Here is a 16,935-nt window from a genome sequence, read left to right on the forward strand (position 1 = left end):
GCTGTGTGCCGGGAGGGGGGCGTCGTTCGTGCCGATGGGCCGGTCAGCCGGCGAGCAGCGCCTCGCGCAGCCGCTTCAGGTCCTTCCCGCTCAGGCCCAGCCCGTTCCGCAGATAGGCGTCGAAGGTGGCGAAGGGGGCCTTGGCCTCATCGACGGCATCGGCGACGATGCAGCGCGCGCCCGCGGGTACGCGGTCCGTGGCCTTGATGCGCTCGCTCTGCATGCGCGGGTCGAAGTCCGTACGGATGCCGAGGCGCTGGAGTTTGGCCCGGTCGGCGTCGGTGAGCGCGTGCAGGTCTTTGGTGCGGTACAGGACGCCCATCTTCACCCACCGGCCGTCGGCGGTGCGGCAGCCGCCCACGTCGCGGACGTGGGCGGTGCCCTCCAGGTGCAGCGAGCGGTCGGCGAGGGTGAGCGGGGCGCCCCGGTCGGGGACGAGGCGGAACCACTGGCGGTCGACGGCGGGCAGTCCGCGTACGGTGACGGTGGCCTCGGCCCCTTCGTGCGCCACGGCCCGGCCGGCGGCGCAGACGGTCACCGAATCGACGCCGGGCGCCTTCCAGAACACGGTGAACGAGCCGTCCCGCTGCTGGGTGACCGTGGCGTGGGTGAACGGAATCCTGCGCACGGCAGGTGAGGCGGCCGAGGCGAGGGGCACGGTGGCCCCCACTGCCGATACGGCGGCCACGAACGATTCGGCGATGTGGCGGGCGGTCAGCACCGCCGCCGTGGAATGGCAGTTCATATCGGGACCGTACGGCCCGAAATGGTATGGAATTACCTAGAGTTGGCGAAGAGGGGCACGCCGGACCGGGAGGCCGGTCGCACCCGTCAACTCTCCGCGTCCATCAGCCGGAACAGTTCCTCGTCGCTGGCCGACACCAGGTCCAGCGCCCCACCGGGGCCGACGCCCGTACCGCTGCCCGACCCCGTGGTCATCGCCGTCACCGCCTTCAACCGCGCCACCGTCTCCTCCGAAACCTCGGCACCGGCCGTCATCAGGGACTCCAACTCGGCCACGACGGTAGCCACATCGCGGGTGGGGGAGGCCGGCCGCGCGAGCCGTTCGCGGACGAGCCGGACGACGGCCTTCGGCGTGGGGTGGTCGTAGACGAGTGTGGCGGGAAGGCGCAGGTCCGTGGCGGCGATGAGGCGGTTGCGCAGCTCGACGGCGTTCAACGAGTTGATGCCCATCTCCTTGAACGTGCGGTTGCCCTCCTCGCCCTGCGGCTCCTGCGCCTCCTGGTCGCCGAGCACGGCCGAGGTCTCGGCGAGGACCAGGGCCAGTACGAGCGCGTGCTGTTCGGCCTCGTCGAGACCGGACAGCCGGGCCTCCAGCCCCAGCGGCTCTTCCCCGGCCGCCGCCCCGCCCGCGGTATCCGCGGCGTGCGCGAGGCCCCCGTCGGCAGTCGGAGCTGCCGAGCCCGCCGGGCTCACCGGAGCCGGCGCCGGCGCCGGCCAGAACCGCCGCCGCTGGAACGCGTACGTCGGCAGGGCAACGGGCCGGGCCCCGGGAAGCACCGCGTCCCAGTCGACGCGAACGCCACGGGCGTGCATGCGGGCTACCGCGGTGAGCAGGGCATCCCGCTCCGGCACTCCGGCGCGCAGACTCGGCACCAGGGCGGTCCCGGGCGGTGCGTCGGCAGACTCCAGGCACTCGTCGATCATCGGCGTGAGTGCCGGTTCGGCACCCAGCTCCAAGAACCCGGTGACGCGCTCCTCCCGGAGCCGGTCGATCGCGTCCTTGAAGCGTACGGACTGCCGCACGTGCCGCACCCAGCGCTCCGGGTCGCGCGCCTCCTCGCCGGTCAACGGACGGCCGGTGACGGTGGAGATGAGGGGAACGGCGGGCGCGGCGTAGGACAGCGTACGGACGACCGCGCGGAACTCGTCCAGCATGGGGTCCATCAGCGGCGAGTGGGGCGCGGTGCTCACCGTGAGTCGTCGAATTTTGTGGCCGGCGGCGGCAAGCCGGTCCGTGAGGGCGACGAGCGGGGCCTCGGCACCCGAGAGGACGAGGGAGTGCGGACCGTTGACGGCGGCGATCGACACCTTGTCCGTCAACTCCGCGAGCCAAGGGGTCACTTCGGCTTCCGTGATGCGTACCGCCACCATCGCACCGCCGGGCGGCAGCGCGCCCATCAGCCTGCTGCGGGCCGCCACCAGGGTGCACGCGTCCTGGAGGCCGAGCACGCCCGCCACATGAGCGGCGGAGATCTCGCCGACCGAATGCCCGACCAGGTGGTCCGGGACCACTCCCCAGGACTCGAACAGCCGGTACAGGGCGACCTGGACGGCGAACAGGGCGGGCTGCGTGTAGGTGGTGTCGTCGAGGCGGGCCGCCTCCTCGGAGCCGGGAGTCGCCCACATCACCGACGTCAGCGGCCGCGCCAGCAGCGGATCCAGCGCGGCGCACACCTCGCCCAGCGCCTGTCCGAAGACGGGGAACGCCTCGGCCGCCTCGCGCCCCATGCCGTTGCGCTGGCTGCCCTGCCCGGAGAAGACGAAGGCCGGCCCGCCCGGGGCGGAATCGTCCGGGGTGACGCCCGCGGTCCGTTCACCGCGCCCGAACCGCGCCGTCGCGGCGAGCAGTTGTGCCCGGTCGGAGCCGCTGACGACGGCCCGGTGCCGGTGCAGGGTACGGGAGGTGGCCAGGGCATGGGCGACATCCTGGGCCCGGAGGCCGGGGTCGGCGGCCACCTTCTCGGCCAGGCGGCGCGCCTGCGCACGCAGCGCCGGCCGGCTCCGGGCGGAGAGCACCCAGGGCGCGGCCGTGTCACCGGCCGGCTCCGGGATCCGGGACGGCGAGGAGGCGTCCCGCGCCTCCTTGGGAACCTCGTCCCGCGCCCCTTCCGGCTCCTCTCCCGGCGTCTCCTCCAGGATCACGTGCGCGTTGGTGCCGGTGAGTCCGAACGAGGACACCCCCGCCCGGCGCGTGCGTCCGCTCTCCCGTGGCCAGGGCCGGGCCTCGGTCAGCAGCCGCACCGAACCGGCGGTCCAGTCCACTTCGGTGGAGGGAGCGTCCACGTGCAGGGTCTGAGGCAGGACGCCGTGGCGCAGCGCGAGCACCGTCTTGATGACCCCGACGACTCCGGCGGCGGCCTGTGTGTGCCCGATGTTCGACTTCACCGACCCCAGCCACAACGGCCGTCCCTCCGGGCGCTGTTGGCCGTACGTGGCCAGCAGGGCCTGGGCCTCGATGGGGTCGCCGAGCGGAGTGCCGGTGCCGTGCCCCTCCACTGCGTCCACGTCCTGCGGCGTCAGCCCGGCGTCGGCCAGGGCCTGGCGGATGACGCGCTGCTGCGCGGGCCCGCTCGGCGCGGTGAGTCCGTTGGAGGCGCCGTCCTGATTCACGGCGGAGCCCCGTACGAGCGCCAGGACACGGTGTCCGTTGCGCCGGGCGTCGCTCAGCCGCTCCAGTAGCAGCAGCCCCGCGCCCTCCGACCACGCGGAGCCGTTCGCGGCGTCCGCGTAGGCCATGGCGCGGGAGTCCGGGGACAGCGCGCGCAGCCGCGAGAAGTGTGCGAAGGGCGCCGGGGTCGCCATGACGGTGACGCCGCCGGCCAGCGCCAGGTCGGTCTCGCCCGACCGCAGGGACCGGCAGGCCAGATGCAGGGCGACGAGGGAGGACGAGGAGGCGGTGTCGACCGTCAGCGCGGGGCCTTCGAGCCCGTAGGTGTAGGCGATGCGCCCCGAGACCGCGCTGCCCGCGGCCCCGGTGATCAGCATGCTCTCCCCTGCGCCGGGCGCGGCGGACGCGAGGGTTCCGTAGCCGCGGTCCATCGCGCCCGTGAACACGCCCGTGCGGGTTCCCTTCAGGGACTGCGGGTCGAAGCCCGCCCGCTCGAAGGTCTCCCAGGCCGCCTCCAGAAGCAGTCGCTGCTGCGGATCGGTCGCCGTCGCCTCCTGGTCCGACAGGCCGAAGAAGCCCGCGTCGAAGTCGCCCGCGTCATGCAGGAAGCCGCCTTCGCGCGCGTACGAGGTACCCGGGCGGTCGGGATCCTCGTCGAACAGCCGGTCCAGGTCCCAGCCGCGGTCCGTGGGGAAGGGGGACATCGCGTCGGTCCCCTCGGCGAGCAGCTCCCACAGGGCGTCGGGGGAGTCGGCGCCACCCGGCAGCCGGCAGGCCATGCCCACGATCGCCACCGGTTCGCCGCCGTCCGCCGGGATCTCCCACGGCTCCTGCCGGGACGGCTCGTCCTGCTCGGCCAGTACGCGCGCGACGGCCCGCGGAGTGGGGGAGTCGAAGGCCAGGGTGGCCGGGAGCGGCAGACCGGTCTCCTCCCGCAGAAGGTTCCGCAGCCGCACCGCGTGCAGGGAGTCCAGGCCGAGCTGGCGGAAGTCCTTGTCCGGGGAGAAGAAGTCCTTGTCCGAAGAGGTGGGGACGGCCGCGCCGCTGTAACGGAGCACCCGGCCGACGCAGTCGCGGACGAGTTCCAGCGCCTCCTCGGCCGTGTAGGGCACGGCCGCGCCGAGACGGGCCGGAACGGACACCTCCTCAAGGCTCGCGAGCAGCCGCTGGAGCGCCCGGCGGTCGAGCTTCCCGGCAGGGGAAAGGGGAAGCTCGCGCACGGTGACCAGTTCGAGGGGGATCTTGTGGTCGGCGAGCCCCCGCCGGCGCAGGAACGCGGTCACTTCGCTCAGGCCGATCGTGCCGTCCGCGCGGTCGGTCACGACCAGGCACGGATACTCCCCGAGCCGGTCGTCCGGTGCGCCCGCCACGGCCAGCGGACCCAGGCCCGCGAGGTCCGCGAGCAGCCCCTCGACCTCGGTGGCGCTGAACTTCCGGCCCCCCGTATTGATCAGCTCGGCCGCCCGGCCGTGCAGCACCACCGTGCCGTCGGCGCCGATGGTCGCGAGATCGCCGGTCCGCAGCCAGCCGTCATCGGTGAGGGCCGAGCGCGTCAGCTCCGGTTCGCGGAAATAGCCGCGGAACAACCCTGGCCCCCGGTAATGGAGTTCACCCCTCTCGCCCGCCGCGCACACGCGGCCGTGCTCGTCGACGACCCGCACGTCCACCCCACGGACCGGCACTCCCACACAGCCGTCGGGGTCCTGGGCCCGGGTGCGGGTGCCGGTGCCGATCTCGGACATCCCCCACACCACGACCAGTTCGCAGTCCAGGACGGCGCGTACCTGCACGGCGAGCGCGGGCGCGACGGCGGCCCCCGCGGTACGTACCTGGTACGGCGTGAAGCCCGCGGGCTCGCCCGTCCTGGCCAGGCATGCCACGACGTCCCGCAGCTGGGCGGGCACGGCGAACACGACGCGAGGGTGGTGTTCCTGAGCCAGTTCCAGGAAGCGGTCCACGTCCCAGCCGGTGAGCAGGACCTGCGCGCAGACGGCGAACAGCGCCGCGTGCAGGGACTGGAGGCCGAACAGATGGGTCATCGGGCAGGCCGTGAGGACCGGACCGTCGAAGGCGTCGGCGGCCTCGGCGGTGACGGCCGCGGTGTTCGACAGCAGACCGTCGTGGCTGTGCACACACAGCTTGGGCCGCGCCGCGGTCGTCCCCGACGAGGGGACGAGAACGAGCGGCATGTCGGGGGTGACGTCCACCGGCCGGGGCCCGCTGCCGGCCCAGGCCGCCAGCAGCCCGTCCAGCGACCCGACCTCCGGATCCCGACCCTCCGCCTCCGGCGCCCCGGCCATCAGCACGCCGCGCAGCGACGGCACGCTCTCCAGAAGCGAACGCGCCGTCGCCGGGCTCTCGCTCCCGGAGGCCGACAGGACGAGAAGGACGGGTTCCGCCCGGGTCAGCAGCGCATGGACCTCCGGGAGCGGGGTGCCGTGGTGGATGGGCAGCAGTACCGCGCCGACGGCCGCGACGGCCAGATGCAGGGTCGGCAGCTCCCAGCAGTTCGGCAGCCGCATCGCCACCACGTCGCCGGGTGCGACGCCCGACTCCTGGAGCCCGCGTGCCAGCGCGTCGACGTCCGCCCGCCACTGCGCCCAGGTCCAGGAGCGGTGCCCGTCGACGAGGGCCACTGCGGTGGGGGCGGAATCCACGGCGGCCCCGAACACCTCAGGCAGGGTGAAGCCGCCCGGTACCCGCGTGGTGTCGGCGGGCGGCTGGATCGCGTAGTCATTCGTGTGGACGGGCACCATCACTCCCGGATCTCAAGCACTCTCGTCAGTTGTGGGGACGGGCGGGGTTCGGACACGAGCTCCTGCCCGGGACGGGGGCCTCAGCCCTCCTGCACGGTGATCGCCCCGGACGGGCACAGGGCGCCGGCCAGCCGGGCCTTGTCGTGCTGGTCGGCGCCGGGCTCGGCCAGGAGGGTGACGAGTCCGTCGTCGTCCTGGTCGAAGAGCGCGGGCGCGTTGAGCGCGCACTGGCCCGCTCCCACGCAGCGGTCGGGGTCAACGGTGATACGCATGTCGAGGTGTCTCCTGCGGTGGATGGGGGCGCCGCCCGGCGCGGCCGGGCGCGGCTACCAGCGGACGGGCAACTCGTTCAGGCCGTAGAGCACGCCGTCGTACTTGATGTCCAACCCGTCGGTGGATACGGCGAGTTCGAGGTTCGGGATGCGCTCGAAGAGTTTCCGGTAGGCGACTTCCATCTCGATCCGCACCAGGTTCTGTCCCAGGCATTGGTGTACGCCGTAGCCGAAGGCCACATGGTGGCGGGCGGACCGGGAGGGGTCGAAGGCGTGGGGGCACTCGAAGGCGTTCTCGTCATGGTTGGCGGCGGCGACCAGCGGCACGATCCCCTCGCCCGCCTTGATGAGCTGCCCGGCGATTTCCACGTCCTGGACCGCGACACGCAGGGACACCAGATCGGCGACGGAGTGGAAGCGCAGCGTCTCCTCCACGGCCCGGTCGTCGCCGATCCATTGCGGGTTCGCCAGCAGGGTGACCACGCCGAGGGCGATGTTGTTGGCCGTGGTCTCGTGGCCGGCGATGAGCAGGAGCATCAGCACGCCGGACATTTCGTGGGGGGCGATGGCGCCGGTGGCCAGCAGCCGTGTGATGAGGTCGTCGCCGCCCCACTTCTGTTTGATCTCCACCAGCCGGTTGATGTACCGCAGGAGGTCCTTGGCGGCGGCCATGCGGTCCTCGTCGGTGGAGGAGCGGAGGGAGACCAGGACGCGGGTCCTGGACTCGAAGAACTCGCGGTCGGCGGGCGGCACGCCGAGCAGCGCGGAGATCACCAGGGAGGGGATGGGCAGGGCGAAGTCGGCGACGAGGTCGGCGGTGTTGCCGGCGGCCAGCATGAGGTCCAGTTGTGCGTCCACCGTGCGCTCGATCGCGGGCTTCATCGCGCGTACCCGCCGGACGGTGAACTCCGGGATGAGGGCCTTGCGGAACCGGTCGTGCTCGGGGGAGTCCATGCCCACGAACCAGCCCGGGATCTGGTCCTGCTTGGGCACGCCCAGGTTCCCGACGTTGGGGAATCCCTTGTGCTGGGGGTTGGAGCTGATGCTCGGGTTGGTCAGTACGGCGCGTACGTCCTCGTGCCGGGTGACCAGCCACACCCGCTTGCCGTCGGACAGGTGCGAGCGGACCAGCCCCTTGCGGCCGCGGTAGTCGGCGTAGTCGGGCGGCGGGAACGGCACGCCGGGCATACGCTGCGGAAAGTCGACGGCCGGCGGCGTGGCCGGGTCTGTGTGCGTCATGGGTGGATATGACCTCTCTCTGACGGACCGTCAGTCGACGCCGTAGAACGCGCGGACCCGGTCGATCACGAAGTCCTGGTCGGAGGCGGACAGTCCGGTGTGGGTGGGCAGATACAGCCCGTCCTCGGCGAAGGTGTTCGCCTTGAGCGAGGGCCAGTCGGGGTGGAAGTACATGGGCTGCCGACTCATCGGCTTGAAGAACAGCCGGGTCTCGATCGACTCACCGGCCAGGAACTCCCGCAGTTCCTCGCGGCGTTCGGCCCGCAGGTCGTACATCCACAGCACGTCCCGCGGCGGCAACAGCGTGATACCGGGAACGCCGGCGAGCCCCTCGTCATAGCGCCGCTCGATCTCCCGCCGCATGGCGAGGATGTCATCCAGCCGCTCGACCTGGGCGAGCGCGACGGCGGCCTGCATCGCCGTCATCCGGAAGTTGTAGGCGACCTTCTTGTGCAGGAAGCTGTGGTCCTTGGTGAACGCCATGGCGCGCAGATGCGCCAGCTGCCCGGCCAGGTTGGGGTCGTCGGTGAGACAGATGCCGCCCTCGCCCGCCGTGATGATCTTGTTGGCGAACAGCGAATAGCACGCGATGTCCCCGACCGGCCGGACGCCGTGGGCCTCGGCGCTGTCCTCCACGACCCGCAGGTTGTACTGGAACGCGATGTCCATCACCGCGTCCATGTCGCAGCGCCGGCCATAGATGTGGACGGGCATCACGGCCTTCGTCCGCGCCGTGATCTTCTCCTCGATACGCGTGACATCGATATTGAGGTCGTCCCCGCAGTCCACGAACACGGGCGTCGCGCCGGTGTAGGTGACCGCCCACGCCGAGGCGACCATCGTGAACTCCGGAACGATCACCTCGTCCCCCGGGCCGATACCCAGCGCCCGCAGCGCCAGCGTGAGCGCCGCCGTCCCCGACGAACAGGACACGCCGTGCGCGACGCCGTTGTAGTCCGCGAAGGCACGCTCGAACCGCCCGACCATCGGGCCCTGCGACGAAATCCAGCCGTCCTCGACGGCACCGGTCAGATACTCCAGTTCCCGGCCGTCCAGAGCGGGCGTGGACACGGGGTACTTGAACGACATCCGCTGCCTCTTCCTTGTCCTTCTCGTGGTCCTCGTACGGACGTGTGTGCTTGTGCGGCCTTATGGCGACAGACGGGGGGCGGCACGACTACGCGGCCTTGACGTCCTCCGCGATGATCCGCTCGATGTTCCGCTCGGCCAGCGCCGTGATGGTCACGAAGGGGTTGACCCCGATGGACCCCGGGATGAGTGCGCCGTCCGTGACGTAGAGGTTGCGGTAGCCCGCGACCCGGCCGTACCCGTCGGTGGCCTCGCCCAGGACGCAGCCGCCGAGGGGGTGGTAGCAGAAGTCGTCGGAGAAGTTCTTCAGCTGCGGACCGAACAAGTCGTAGCGGTACATCGTGGTGTTGGCCTTGTTGATCCGGTCGAAGAGCGACTTCGCGGCGTTGACCGCGGGCGTGTTCTGGTCCCGTGTCCAGCGCAGCGCGGCCCGGTCGGTGGCCTTGTCGTAGACGAAGGTGCCGCGCTCGGGGTTCTTGGTGATCGCCAGATAGAGGCTGACCCAGGTCTCCACACCGGCCGGCATCGGCGCGATCTCCGCGAAGACCGGGGCGGCGGGGTTGTCCCAGTCGTCGATGCCCAGAGCGGGGATCGAGGACTGGTGGGCCCCGGTGGTGTTCCAGACGTGGTTGGCCCGGCCGGTCATGATGTTGCCGTTGGGGCCCCAGCCCGCGCCGACCTTGGCGTTGAGGTCGGGCAGCGTGCCGGTGTCCCGGGCGCGTACCAGCAGCTCGGTGGAGCCGAGGCTGCCGGCGCCGAGGAACAGGTGGCGGCAGGCGATCTCCTTGTGGGTGACGACCGTGCCGTTGGCGTCGATCTGGTCCACGGACAGGACGTAGCTGCCGTCCGGCTGCTGACGGATCGCCTTGACCTGGTGCAGGGTCTCGATGGTGACCTTGCCGGTGCCGAGCGCGGCGGCCAAGTAGGTCTTGTCCAGGCTCTGTTTGCCGTGGTTGTTGCCGTAGATGACCTCGCCCGCCAGCGCGGACTTGGGCACCTCGCCGGCCGCCTCGCGGCGCATCCGGTCGAAGTCGTAGACGTTGGGGACGAAGGTGGTGCTCAGGCCCGCCTTGCCCGCCTGTTCGCGTGAGACCCGCGCGAACTTGTACCACTCGGTCTCCTCGAACCAGCCCGTGTCGATGTGGTTCACCTTGAGCATCGAGTTGGCGCGCGGGAAGTACCGGTCGTACATCTCGGCGGCGTCCACCCGCGGGAGGACCTCCTCGAAGTACGACCGCTTCGGTACGACGGCCATGCCGCCGTTGACCAGCGAGCCACCGCCGACACCGCGCCCCACGTACACCGACATCTGGTCGAAGTGCACCTTGTCCAGCACTCCCGCGTACGGGTCGATGTTGCGGTTGACGACATCCAGCCACAGGAACGAGCCGAGCGGGGCCTCGGTGCGGGACTTGAACCAGCTGGAGCGGCGGTCGGGCGTGAGCATGCCGCAGAAGACATTGCCGTCGTCGGCGGGCTTGTTCCACAGCTGGCCCATTTCGAGCATGAGCGTGGGAATTCCGGCCTCGCCGAGCCGCAGCGCGGAGACCGCGGCGCCGTAACCCGTACCGATCACCACGGCCGGTACGAACGAGCCGCTGCGGGCCTTGGGACTCCGCCTGTCGGCGGCCGCGGCACGCGGGGCGGCGGAAATCGTGGTCATTCCGGCGACGGCGGCGCCGCTGAGGGCGGCCAGTCCGAGCAGACGGCGCCGTGACAGATGCTGGTTCTGCTGGTTCTCAAACATGCTGGTGGTACCCGACCTTCGCCGACAGGATGCGTCCCCGCAGGGCTCTTCCGCGGGGCTGTTCCGCGGGGCCGTCCCGGTGGGGATCGCGGACCGATGCCCATCGGCCCGAGCCGCCGCGCGCCACCATCCTGGTCACGAAAGACTGGGGGAAATGCCAGAGGTTCGGGAGCCGTTGACCGGCTGCCCCACGGCCGAATGCAGCCGGGCGTAGGCCCCCTCGGCGGCCAGGAGCTGATCGTGGGTGCCGCGCTCGACGATGCGGCCGCCTTCCATGACGAGGATGAGGTCCGCGTCACGGATGGTGGAGAGCCGGTGGGCGATGACGAAGCTGGTGCGGCCCGCGCGCAGCGAGTGCATGGCGCGTTGGATGAGGACTTCCGTGCGGGTGTCGACGGAGCTGGTCGCCTCGTCCAGGAGCAGGATCGAGGGCCGGGCCAGGAAGGCGCGGGCAATGGTGATGAGCTGCTTCTCGCCCGCGCTGACGTTGGCCGACTCCTCGTCCAGGACGGTGTCGTAGCCGTCCGGCAGGGTGCGGATGAAGCGGTCGGCGCACGTGGCGCGGGCGGCGGCCACGATCTCCTCGCGCGTCGCGTCGGGGCGCCCGTAGGCGATGTTCTCGGCGATGGTGCCGGAGAACAGCCAGGCGTCCTGGAGCACCAGGCCGATGTGGGAGCGCAGGTCCTCGCGCGTCAGGGTGGTGATATCGGTGCCGTCCAGGAAAATGCGCCCCGCGTCGGTTTCGTAGAACCGCATGAGGAGGTTGCCCAGGGTGGTCTTGCCCGCGCCGGTCGGGCCGACGACCGCGACGGTCCGGCCGGGTTCGACGGTGAGGCAGAGGTCCTCGATGAGGGGGATGTCGGGGGAGTAGCGGAAACCGACATTGTCGAACCGGACGTGTCCTCGGGCCTGTTGGAGGCGCGCGGGTCGCTCGGGGTCGGGGCCTTGTTCGTCGGCGTCCAGCAGCTCGTGGATCCGCTGCGCGGAGGCGAGGGCGGACTGGAGGCGGGCGGCGATGCCGGCGACCTCGACGATCGGCTGACTGAACTGCCGGGAGTAAAGGATGAACGCCTGGACGTCGCCGATGGACAGGGCCCCGGAGACCACGCGCAGCGCGCCGACGACCGCCACGACGACATAGCCGAGGTGGGAGACGAACATCATCGACGGCTCGATGGCGCCGGAGACGAACTGGGCCCGCGCGCCGGCGCGGTACAGGGCTTCGTTGTGCTCGTCGAAGACACGCTCGGCCTGCTCACGCCGCCCGAAGCCCTTGACCAGCGCGTGCCCGGTGTAGACCTCCTCGACATGGGCGTTCAGCGCTCCGGTGGCGGACCACTGCTCGGCGAACCGCGGCTGTGCGTGCTTGCCGATCCGGGCCGCGACCACGGCCGACACCGGAACGCAGGTCAGCATGATCAGTGCCAGCGGCGGCGAGATGGCGAACATCAGCACCACCATGGTCAGCACGGAGAACGCCGCCGTGATCAGCTGGCTGAGGGTCTGCTGGAGGGTCTGCTGGAGGTTGTCGACGTCATTGGTCACCCGGCTGAGCATCTCGCCCGCAGGGTGGCGATCGAAGTACCGCAGCGGCAGGCGGGCGAGCTTGTCCGCCACGGACCGGCGCAGCGCGAAGACCACCCGCTGGACGACGGCCGTGACCAGCCGCCCCTGGAGGAGGGTGAGGAAGGAGGCCACGGCGAAGAACGCGAGCGCCATCAGCAGCACACGGGCGATGCCGTCGAAGTCGACTCCCCGCGCTCCATGGGTGCGCCGGATGCCGTCGAAGATGAGGTCCGTGGCCCTGCCGAGGAGCAGCGGGCCCGACGCGTTGAGCACGACACCGCCGATGCCGAGGGCGACCGCCACGGTCACCGGGGCACGGTGCGGGCGCAGCAGTCCCAGCGTGCGGCGGGCGGGGCCGCGCCACGCGTGGCTAGAGCCGTCCGTCGCGACCATGGACAGCCTCCTGAAGGGTCGTGGCGGCTTCGGCGTCCGCGCCGGAGCCGCCGTGGTCACCGGTGATCGCGGTGAGCTGGGACCGGGCGATCTCCCGGTACGTCGTACTGGTGCGCAGCAGCTCCTCGTGCGTTCCGGTGGCGGCCACCCGCCCCGCGTCCAGGACGAGGATGCGCCCCGCGCGGCGGACGGTGCTGACGCGCTGGGCGACGGTGACCACCGTCGCCCGGGAGATCTCCGGCTCCAGGGCGGCCCGCAGCGCGGCGTCCGTGGCGTGGTCCAGCGCGGAGAAACAGTCGTCGAAGAGGTAGATGTCCGGCCTGCGCAGCAGGGTGCGGGCGATCGCCAGGCGCTGCCGCTGCCCGCCGGACACATTGGTGCCGCCCTGGGTGATCGGTGCGTTGAGCCCCCCGGGCAGGAGCTCCACGAAATCGCGTGCCTGGGCGATCTCCAGCACGCGCCAGAGTTCCTCGTCGGTGGCGCCCGGGTCGCCGAAGCGCAGATTGCTCGCGACGGTGCCGGAGAAGAGGTACGGCCGCTGCGGTACGAAGCCGACGGTGCGGCGCAGCACCTCCGCGTCCAGCGTGCGGACATCGACGCCGCCTACGCGGACGGAGCCGTCGGTGGCGTCGAAGTGCCGCAGCACGAGGTTGAGCAGGGTGGTCTTGCCGCTGCCCGTGCTGCCGAGGACCGCCACGGTCTCGCCGGGCCCGACGCTCAGATCGATGCCGCGCAGCACCGGCTCCTTCGCTCCCGGATAGCGGAACCCGGCTCCGTGCAAGGACAGCCGGCCGGCCGCGGGCACCGCGCGCACGGGTTCGCTCGGCGGCGCCACGCTCGGCTCGGCCGCCAGCACCTGCTGGATACGCTCGGCGGAGACCCTCGCCCGCGGCATCGCCAGGCACACGAAGGTCAGCATCACCACCGACATCAGGATCAGCGTCAGATAGCTCAGAAACGCACTGAGCGCGCCGAACCGTATCGCGCCGGAGTCGACCCGGTGCGCGCCGAACCACAGCACCGCCACCATGAAGGCATTCAGGACCAGCAGTACGAGGGGGATGACGGTCGCCAGCAGCCGGCCGACGCGCAGCGAGATTTCGCGTAATTCCGAATTGGTGCGGTCAAATCTCGCGCCTTCATGGGCATCGCGTACAAAGGCCCGTACGACGCGGACTCCGGTAATGCGTTCGCGCAGCAGCCCATTGATGCGGTCCAGGTTTCTCTGCATACGGGCGTAGAACGGATCGGTGCGGCCGAGAACGATTCCGAAGGACATTCCGACGGCCACCGTCAGCGTCACCAGGAGCAGGGAGAGCTGAATGTCCTGCTGGAGGGCGAGCACGATGCTGCCCAGGCACATCAGGGGTGCCGATACGGCGACGCCGAATGCCGGCAGCACCAGCGTCTGTACCTGCTGTACGTCGTTGACGGTCCGGGTCATCAGCGACGGGGTGCCGAACTGCCCGACCTCGCGGGCCGAGAAGTCCAGGACCCGGCGGAAGACGGCCGAGCGCAGGTCGCGGCCCATCGCCATGGCCGTACGGGCGCCCAGCGCCACCGCGCCCACGGACGCCGCGACCTGCACGAGCGCCGCGGCCAGCATGACCAGGCCGGTCCGGATGATGTAGCCGCTGTCGGCCCCGACCACGCCGTTGTCGATGACCGCGGCGCCCAGCGTCGGCAGCGCCAGAGTGGCCAGGATCTGCGCCAGTTGCAACAGCCCCAGCAGGGCGACGGAACGCCGATGGGGCCGCAGATGGATTCGCAGAAGGCTGAGCAGCACCGGGCGACGCTCCAGGAGACGGCAGGCCCGGCCGGCGGTTCGGATGAGGGCGTCGGCCGGGCCTGGAGGGGGCACACCTGGACAGTGCAGCGCACCGCACACCGGAAAATCCCTAGTGTCCCGGCGGCCGGCGCTGCTGGGCCGCGCAGGATCCGGCCGCGCCCACGACAACGGGCCACAAACACCCGGTGGCGGGAACTCGGGAATTCCCTAGTGTGCCCGGAATTTCTTGACATCGTGACCGGCTGCTTGGAAGCGTGCGATGCCCCAGCGTCCGGACCGCGGCGTTTTCGATGCCGGCCGATGCCATTCGGAGCCAAGCAGCCAAGCAGCCAAGAGACCAAGCAGTCAAAAGGCCAAGCAGCCGACTCGGCTCTGCGTTTGGGCGGTCTGTTCTATGCGGAGGAGAGGAATGAGATGTCCAAGCGTGCGCTGATCACCGGAATCACCGGGCAGGACGGCTCCTATCTGGCCGAGCACCTGCTCGCACAGGGGTACCAGGTGTGGGGTCTGATACGAGGTCAGGCGAATCCCAGGAAGTCGCGGGTCAGTCGGCTGGTGTCCGAACTGAACTTCGTCGACGGCGACTTGATGGACCAGTCCAGCCTGTGTTCCGCCGTCGACAAGGTGCAGCCCGACGAGATCTACAACCTCGGTGCGATCTCCTTCGTACCGATGTCCTGGCAGCAGCCCGAACTCGTCACCGAGATCAACGGCATGGGCGTCCTGCGCATGCTGGAGGCGATCCGCATGGTCAGCGGCCTGAACGGCTCCCGGAGTGACGGCGGCGGGCAGATACGCTTCTACCAGGCGTCCTCGTCGGAGATGTTCGGCAAGGTCGCCGAGACCCCGCAGCGCGAGACCACCATCTTCCGCCCGCGCAGCCCCTACGGCGTGGCGAAGACCTACGGGCACTTCATCACCCGCAACTACCGGGAGTCCTTCGGTATGTACGCGGTCTCCGGCATGCTCTTCAACCATGAATCCCCTCGCCGTGGTGCGGAGTTCGTGACCCGGAAGATCTCGCTCGCGGTGGCCCGCATCAAGCTCGGCTACCAGGACAAGCTGTCCCTGGGAAACCTCGATGCCGTACGTGACTGGGGCTTCGCCGGAGACTACGTCCGTGCCATGCACCTGATGCTGCAACAGGACGAGCCGGGCGACTACGTGATCGGGACCGGCGAGATGCACTCGGTCCGCGACGCCGTCCGCATCGCCTTCGAGCATGTGGGCCTGAACTGGGAGGACTACGTCAACATCGACCCCTCGCTGGTGCGCCCGGCCGAGGTGGAGATCCTGTGCGCGGACGCCGAGCGCGCCCGCACGCAGCTGGGCTGGGAGCCCGCCGTCAACTTCCCCGAACTGATGCGGATGATGGTCGACGCCGACCTGCGCCAGGCGTCCCGCGAGCAGGAGTACGGGGACCTGCTGCTGGCCGCCAGCTGGTAGCCGGGCCGGACCCACGGGATACCCCGGCGCGCCGTGTGCGCCCCGGGCGTATCCCGTACGGCTTCGGCACGGCGGGCCCGCCGTCACACGCAGCGCGGATACTAGGTGATTTCCCGTGCTCCTCTTTGTGGAATGGACGTGTGAACACCAGGGCCGGCGATCGGCGGCCGCATCCCGCCGGACCGGTCCGGCGCCATCGCGAGGAGGAGTCAGCACCATGACGACGACCACGGCGGAAGGGCTCTGGGCCCGGTGCTACCACCCGGCGCCGCACCAGCGAAGCCAGCTCGTCTGCTTTCCGCACGCGGGCGGTTCGGCCTCCTTCTTCTTCCCCGTATCGGCACAGCTGGCATCCGTGGCGGAGGTGCTGTCGGTGCAGTACCCCGGCCGCCAGGACCGGCGCACCGAGACCAGCCCCAGCGGCATCACGGACATGGCCGATCAGGTGTACGCGGCCCTGCGGGACCGGCTCCGGTCGCGGCCGACGGCGTTCTTCGGGCACAGCATGGGCGCGATGGTCGCCTTCGAGGTGGCCCGGCGGCTGGAGGCCGACGGAGGCGAACTGACGCACCTCTTCGCTTCCGGACGGCGCGCGCCCTCGCGCTACCGAGCGGAGAGCGTGCACCGGCGCGACGACGACGGGATCGTCGCCGAACTGAAGCTGCTCTCCGGTACGGACGCCGCGCTGCTGGGCGACGAGGAGCTGCTGCGCATGATCCTCCCGGCGATCCGCAGCGACTACACCGCGGTGGAGACCTACCGCTGCGCTCCCGGCGCGGCGATCAAGGCGCCGATCACCGCGCTGACCGGTGACAGCGACCCCAAGACCACGCTGGAGGAGGCCGCGGACTGGCGCGCGCACACCACGGGGGCGTTCGACCTCCAGGTGTATCCCGGCGGTCACTTCTTCCTCAGCTCCCAGGCTCCGGCCGTACTGGCACTCCTGCGTGAACGCCTCACGGCCGAGGCGGAGTCCCCGGCGTGAGGTGAGTCCCTGCCGGTGCGCCGCCGCACCACAACGCTGCGCCCGCGGCGTCGGCGCCCGACGTCCGCGGGCGCCGTTTTCTCGTGGGCGCACGGCCGGCCCAGGGTCCGGCCGACTCTAGGGAATTTCATGGCAAACCCGGTCGAGACTGGGCGAGTGGCGTGCGGAACGTCGAGCTGCCTCGTGCAGGGCACGCAGATCACTCAGTCGCTGTGGAACGGCCGTCCTCAGTGCCGGATGCCCACATCGAAATCCTCTGCTGTCCGACGGTCTTGAGATGGGTTGGTTGAACGTGGCGAAC

At 70.8% G+C, this 16,935-nt stretch carries 10 protein-coding genes; 2 read left to right on the forward strand and 8 right to left on the reverse strand.

The annotated features are described in order from the left end of the window. Positions 1-43 precede the first annotated feature (43 nt). The 8 genes from AC5677_RS36655 to AC5677_RS36690 form a co-directional block, all read right to left on the reverse strand. Positions 44-745 (reverse strand): tyrosine-protein phosphatase, encoded by a 702-nt coding sequence (locus AC5677_RS36655; protein ID WP_497192206.1) that lies wholly within the window; start codon positions 743-745, stop codon positions 44-46. A gap of 86 nt (positions 746-831) precedes the next feature. Further along, a complete protein-coding gene (locus AC5677_RS36660) occupies positions 832-6,108 on the reverse strand; it encodes a type I polyketide synthase (protein ID WP_497192207.1) in 5,277 nt (1,758 codons plus the stop codon). An 80-nt stretch (positions 6,109-6,188) separates the two neighbouring features. After that, on the reverse strand, positions 6,189-6,380 hold the full coding sequence (locus AC5677_RS36665) for a ferredoxin (protein WP_497192208.1): 192 nt from the start codon (positions 6,378-6,380) through the stop codon (positions 6,189-6,191). Between the two features lie 54 nt (positions 6,381-6,434). After that, complete coding sequence (locus tag AC5677_RS36670; RefSeq protein ID WP_497192209.1) at positions 6,435-7,619, reverse strand: cytochrome P450; 1,185 nt, start codon at positions 7,617-7,619, stop codon at positions 6,435-6,437. A gap of 30 nt (positions 7,620-7,649) precedes the next feature. Then, positions 7,650-8,708 carry a DegT/DnrJ/EryC1/StrS family aminotransferase gene (locus tag AC5677_RS36675; RefSeq protein WP_497192210.1) on the reverse strand — a complete coding sequence of 353 codons (1,059 nt, stop codon included), beginning with the start codon at positions 8,706-8,708 and terminating at the stop codon, positions 7,650-7,652. Between the two features lie 88 nt (positions 8,709-8,796). Then, entirely contained in the window at positions 8,797-10,455 is a 1,659-nt protein-coding gene (locus tag AC5677_RS36680) for a GMC oxidoreductase (protein ID WP_497192211.1), read from the reverse strand. Between the two features lie 135 nt (positions 10,456-10,590). After that, the gene (locus AC5677_RS36685; RefSeq protein WP_497192212.1) at positions 10,591-12,414 is read right to left on the reverse strand and encodes an ABC transporter ATP-binding protein; all 1,824 of its coding nucleotides are present in this window, start codon (positions 12,412-12,414) and stop codon (positions 10,591-10,593) included. Next, a complete protein-coding gene (locus AC5677_RS36690; protein WP_497192213.1) occupies positions 12,392-14,200 on the reverse strand; it encodes an ABC transporter ATP-binding protein in 1,809 nt (602 codons plus the stop codon). Before AC5677_RS36690 ends, AC5677_RS36685 begins: the two co-directional genes overlap by 23 nt. A gap of 417 nt (positions 14,201-14,617) precedes the next feature. Between AC5677_RS36690 and AC5677_RS36695 the strand changes: the two genes are divergently transcribed. Continuing rightward, positions 14,618-15,649, forward strand: coding sequence for a GDP-mannose 4,6-dehydratase (locus tag AC5677_RS36695; RefSeq protein ID WP_497192214.1), 1,032 nt, complete (start codon positions 14,618-14,620; stop codon positions 15,647-15,649). A 217-nt stretch (positions 15,650-15,866) separates the two neighbouring features. After that, positions 15,867-16,634, forward strand: coding sequence for a thioesterase II family protein (locus AC5677_RS36700; protein ID WP_497192215.1), 768 nt, complete (start codon positions 15,867-15,869; stop codon positions 16,632-16,634). Positions 16,635-16,935 lie beyond the last annotated feature (301 nt).

The organism is Streptomyces sp. JLSY215, from assembly GCF_059682825.1.

What these genes read in the sequence shown, in the direction of transcription:
- AC5677_RS36655 (WP_497192206.1), bottom strand. Translation starts at nt 745, where the DNA reads ATGAACTGCCATTCCACGGCGGCGGTGCTGACCGCCCGCCACATCGCC.
- AC5677_RS36660 (WP_497192207.1), bottom strand. Translation starts at nt 6,108, where the DNA reads ATGGTGCCCGTCCACACGAATGACTACGCGATCCAGCCGCCCGCCGAC.
- AC5677_RS36665 (WP_497192208.1), bottom strand. Translation starts at nt 6,380, where the DNA reads ATGCGTATCACCGTTGACCCCGACCGCTGCGTGGGAGCGGGCCAGTGC.
- AC5677_RS36670 (WP_497192209.1), bottom strand. Translation starts at nt 7,619, where the DNA reads ATGACGCACACAGACCCGGCCACGCCGCCGGCCGTCGACTTTCCGCAG.
- AC5677_RS36675 (WP_497192210.1), bottom strand. Translation starts at nt 8,708, where the DNA reads ATGTCGTTCAAGTACCCCGTGTCCACGCCCGCTCTGGACGGCCGGGAA.
- AC5677_RS36680 (WP_497192211.1), bottom strand. Translation starts at nt 10,455, where the DNA reads ATGTTTGAGAACCAGCAGAACCAGCATCTGTCACGGCGCCGTCTGCTC.
- AC5677_RS36685 (WP_497192212.1), bottom strand. Translation starts at nt 12,414, where the DNA reads ATGGTCGCGACGGACGGCTCTAGCCACGCGTGGCGCGGCCCCGCCCGC.
- AC5677_RS36695 (WP_497192214.1), top strand. Translation starts at nt 14,618, where the DNA reads ATGTCCAAGCGTGCGCTGATCACCGGAATCACCGGGCAGGACGGCTCC.
- AC5677_RS36700 (WP_497192215.1), top strand. Translation starts at nt 15,867, where the DNA reads ATGACGACGACCACGGCGGAAGGGCTCTGGGCCCGGTGCTACCACCCG.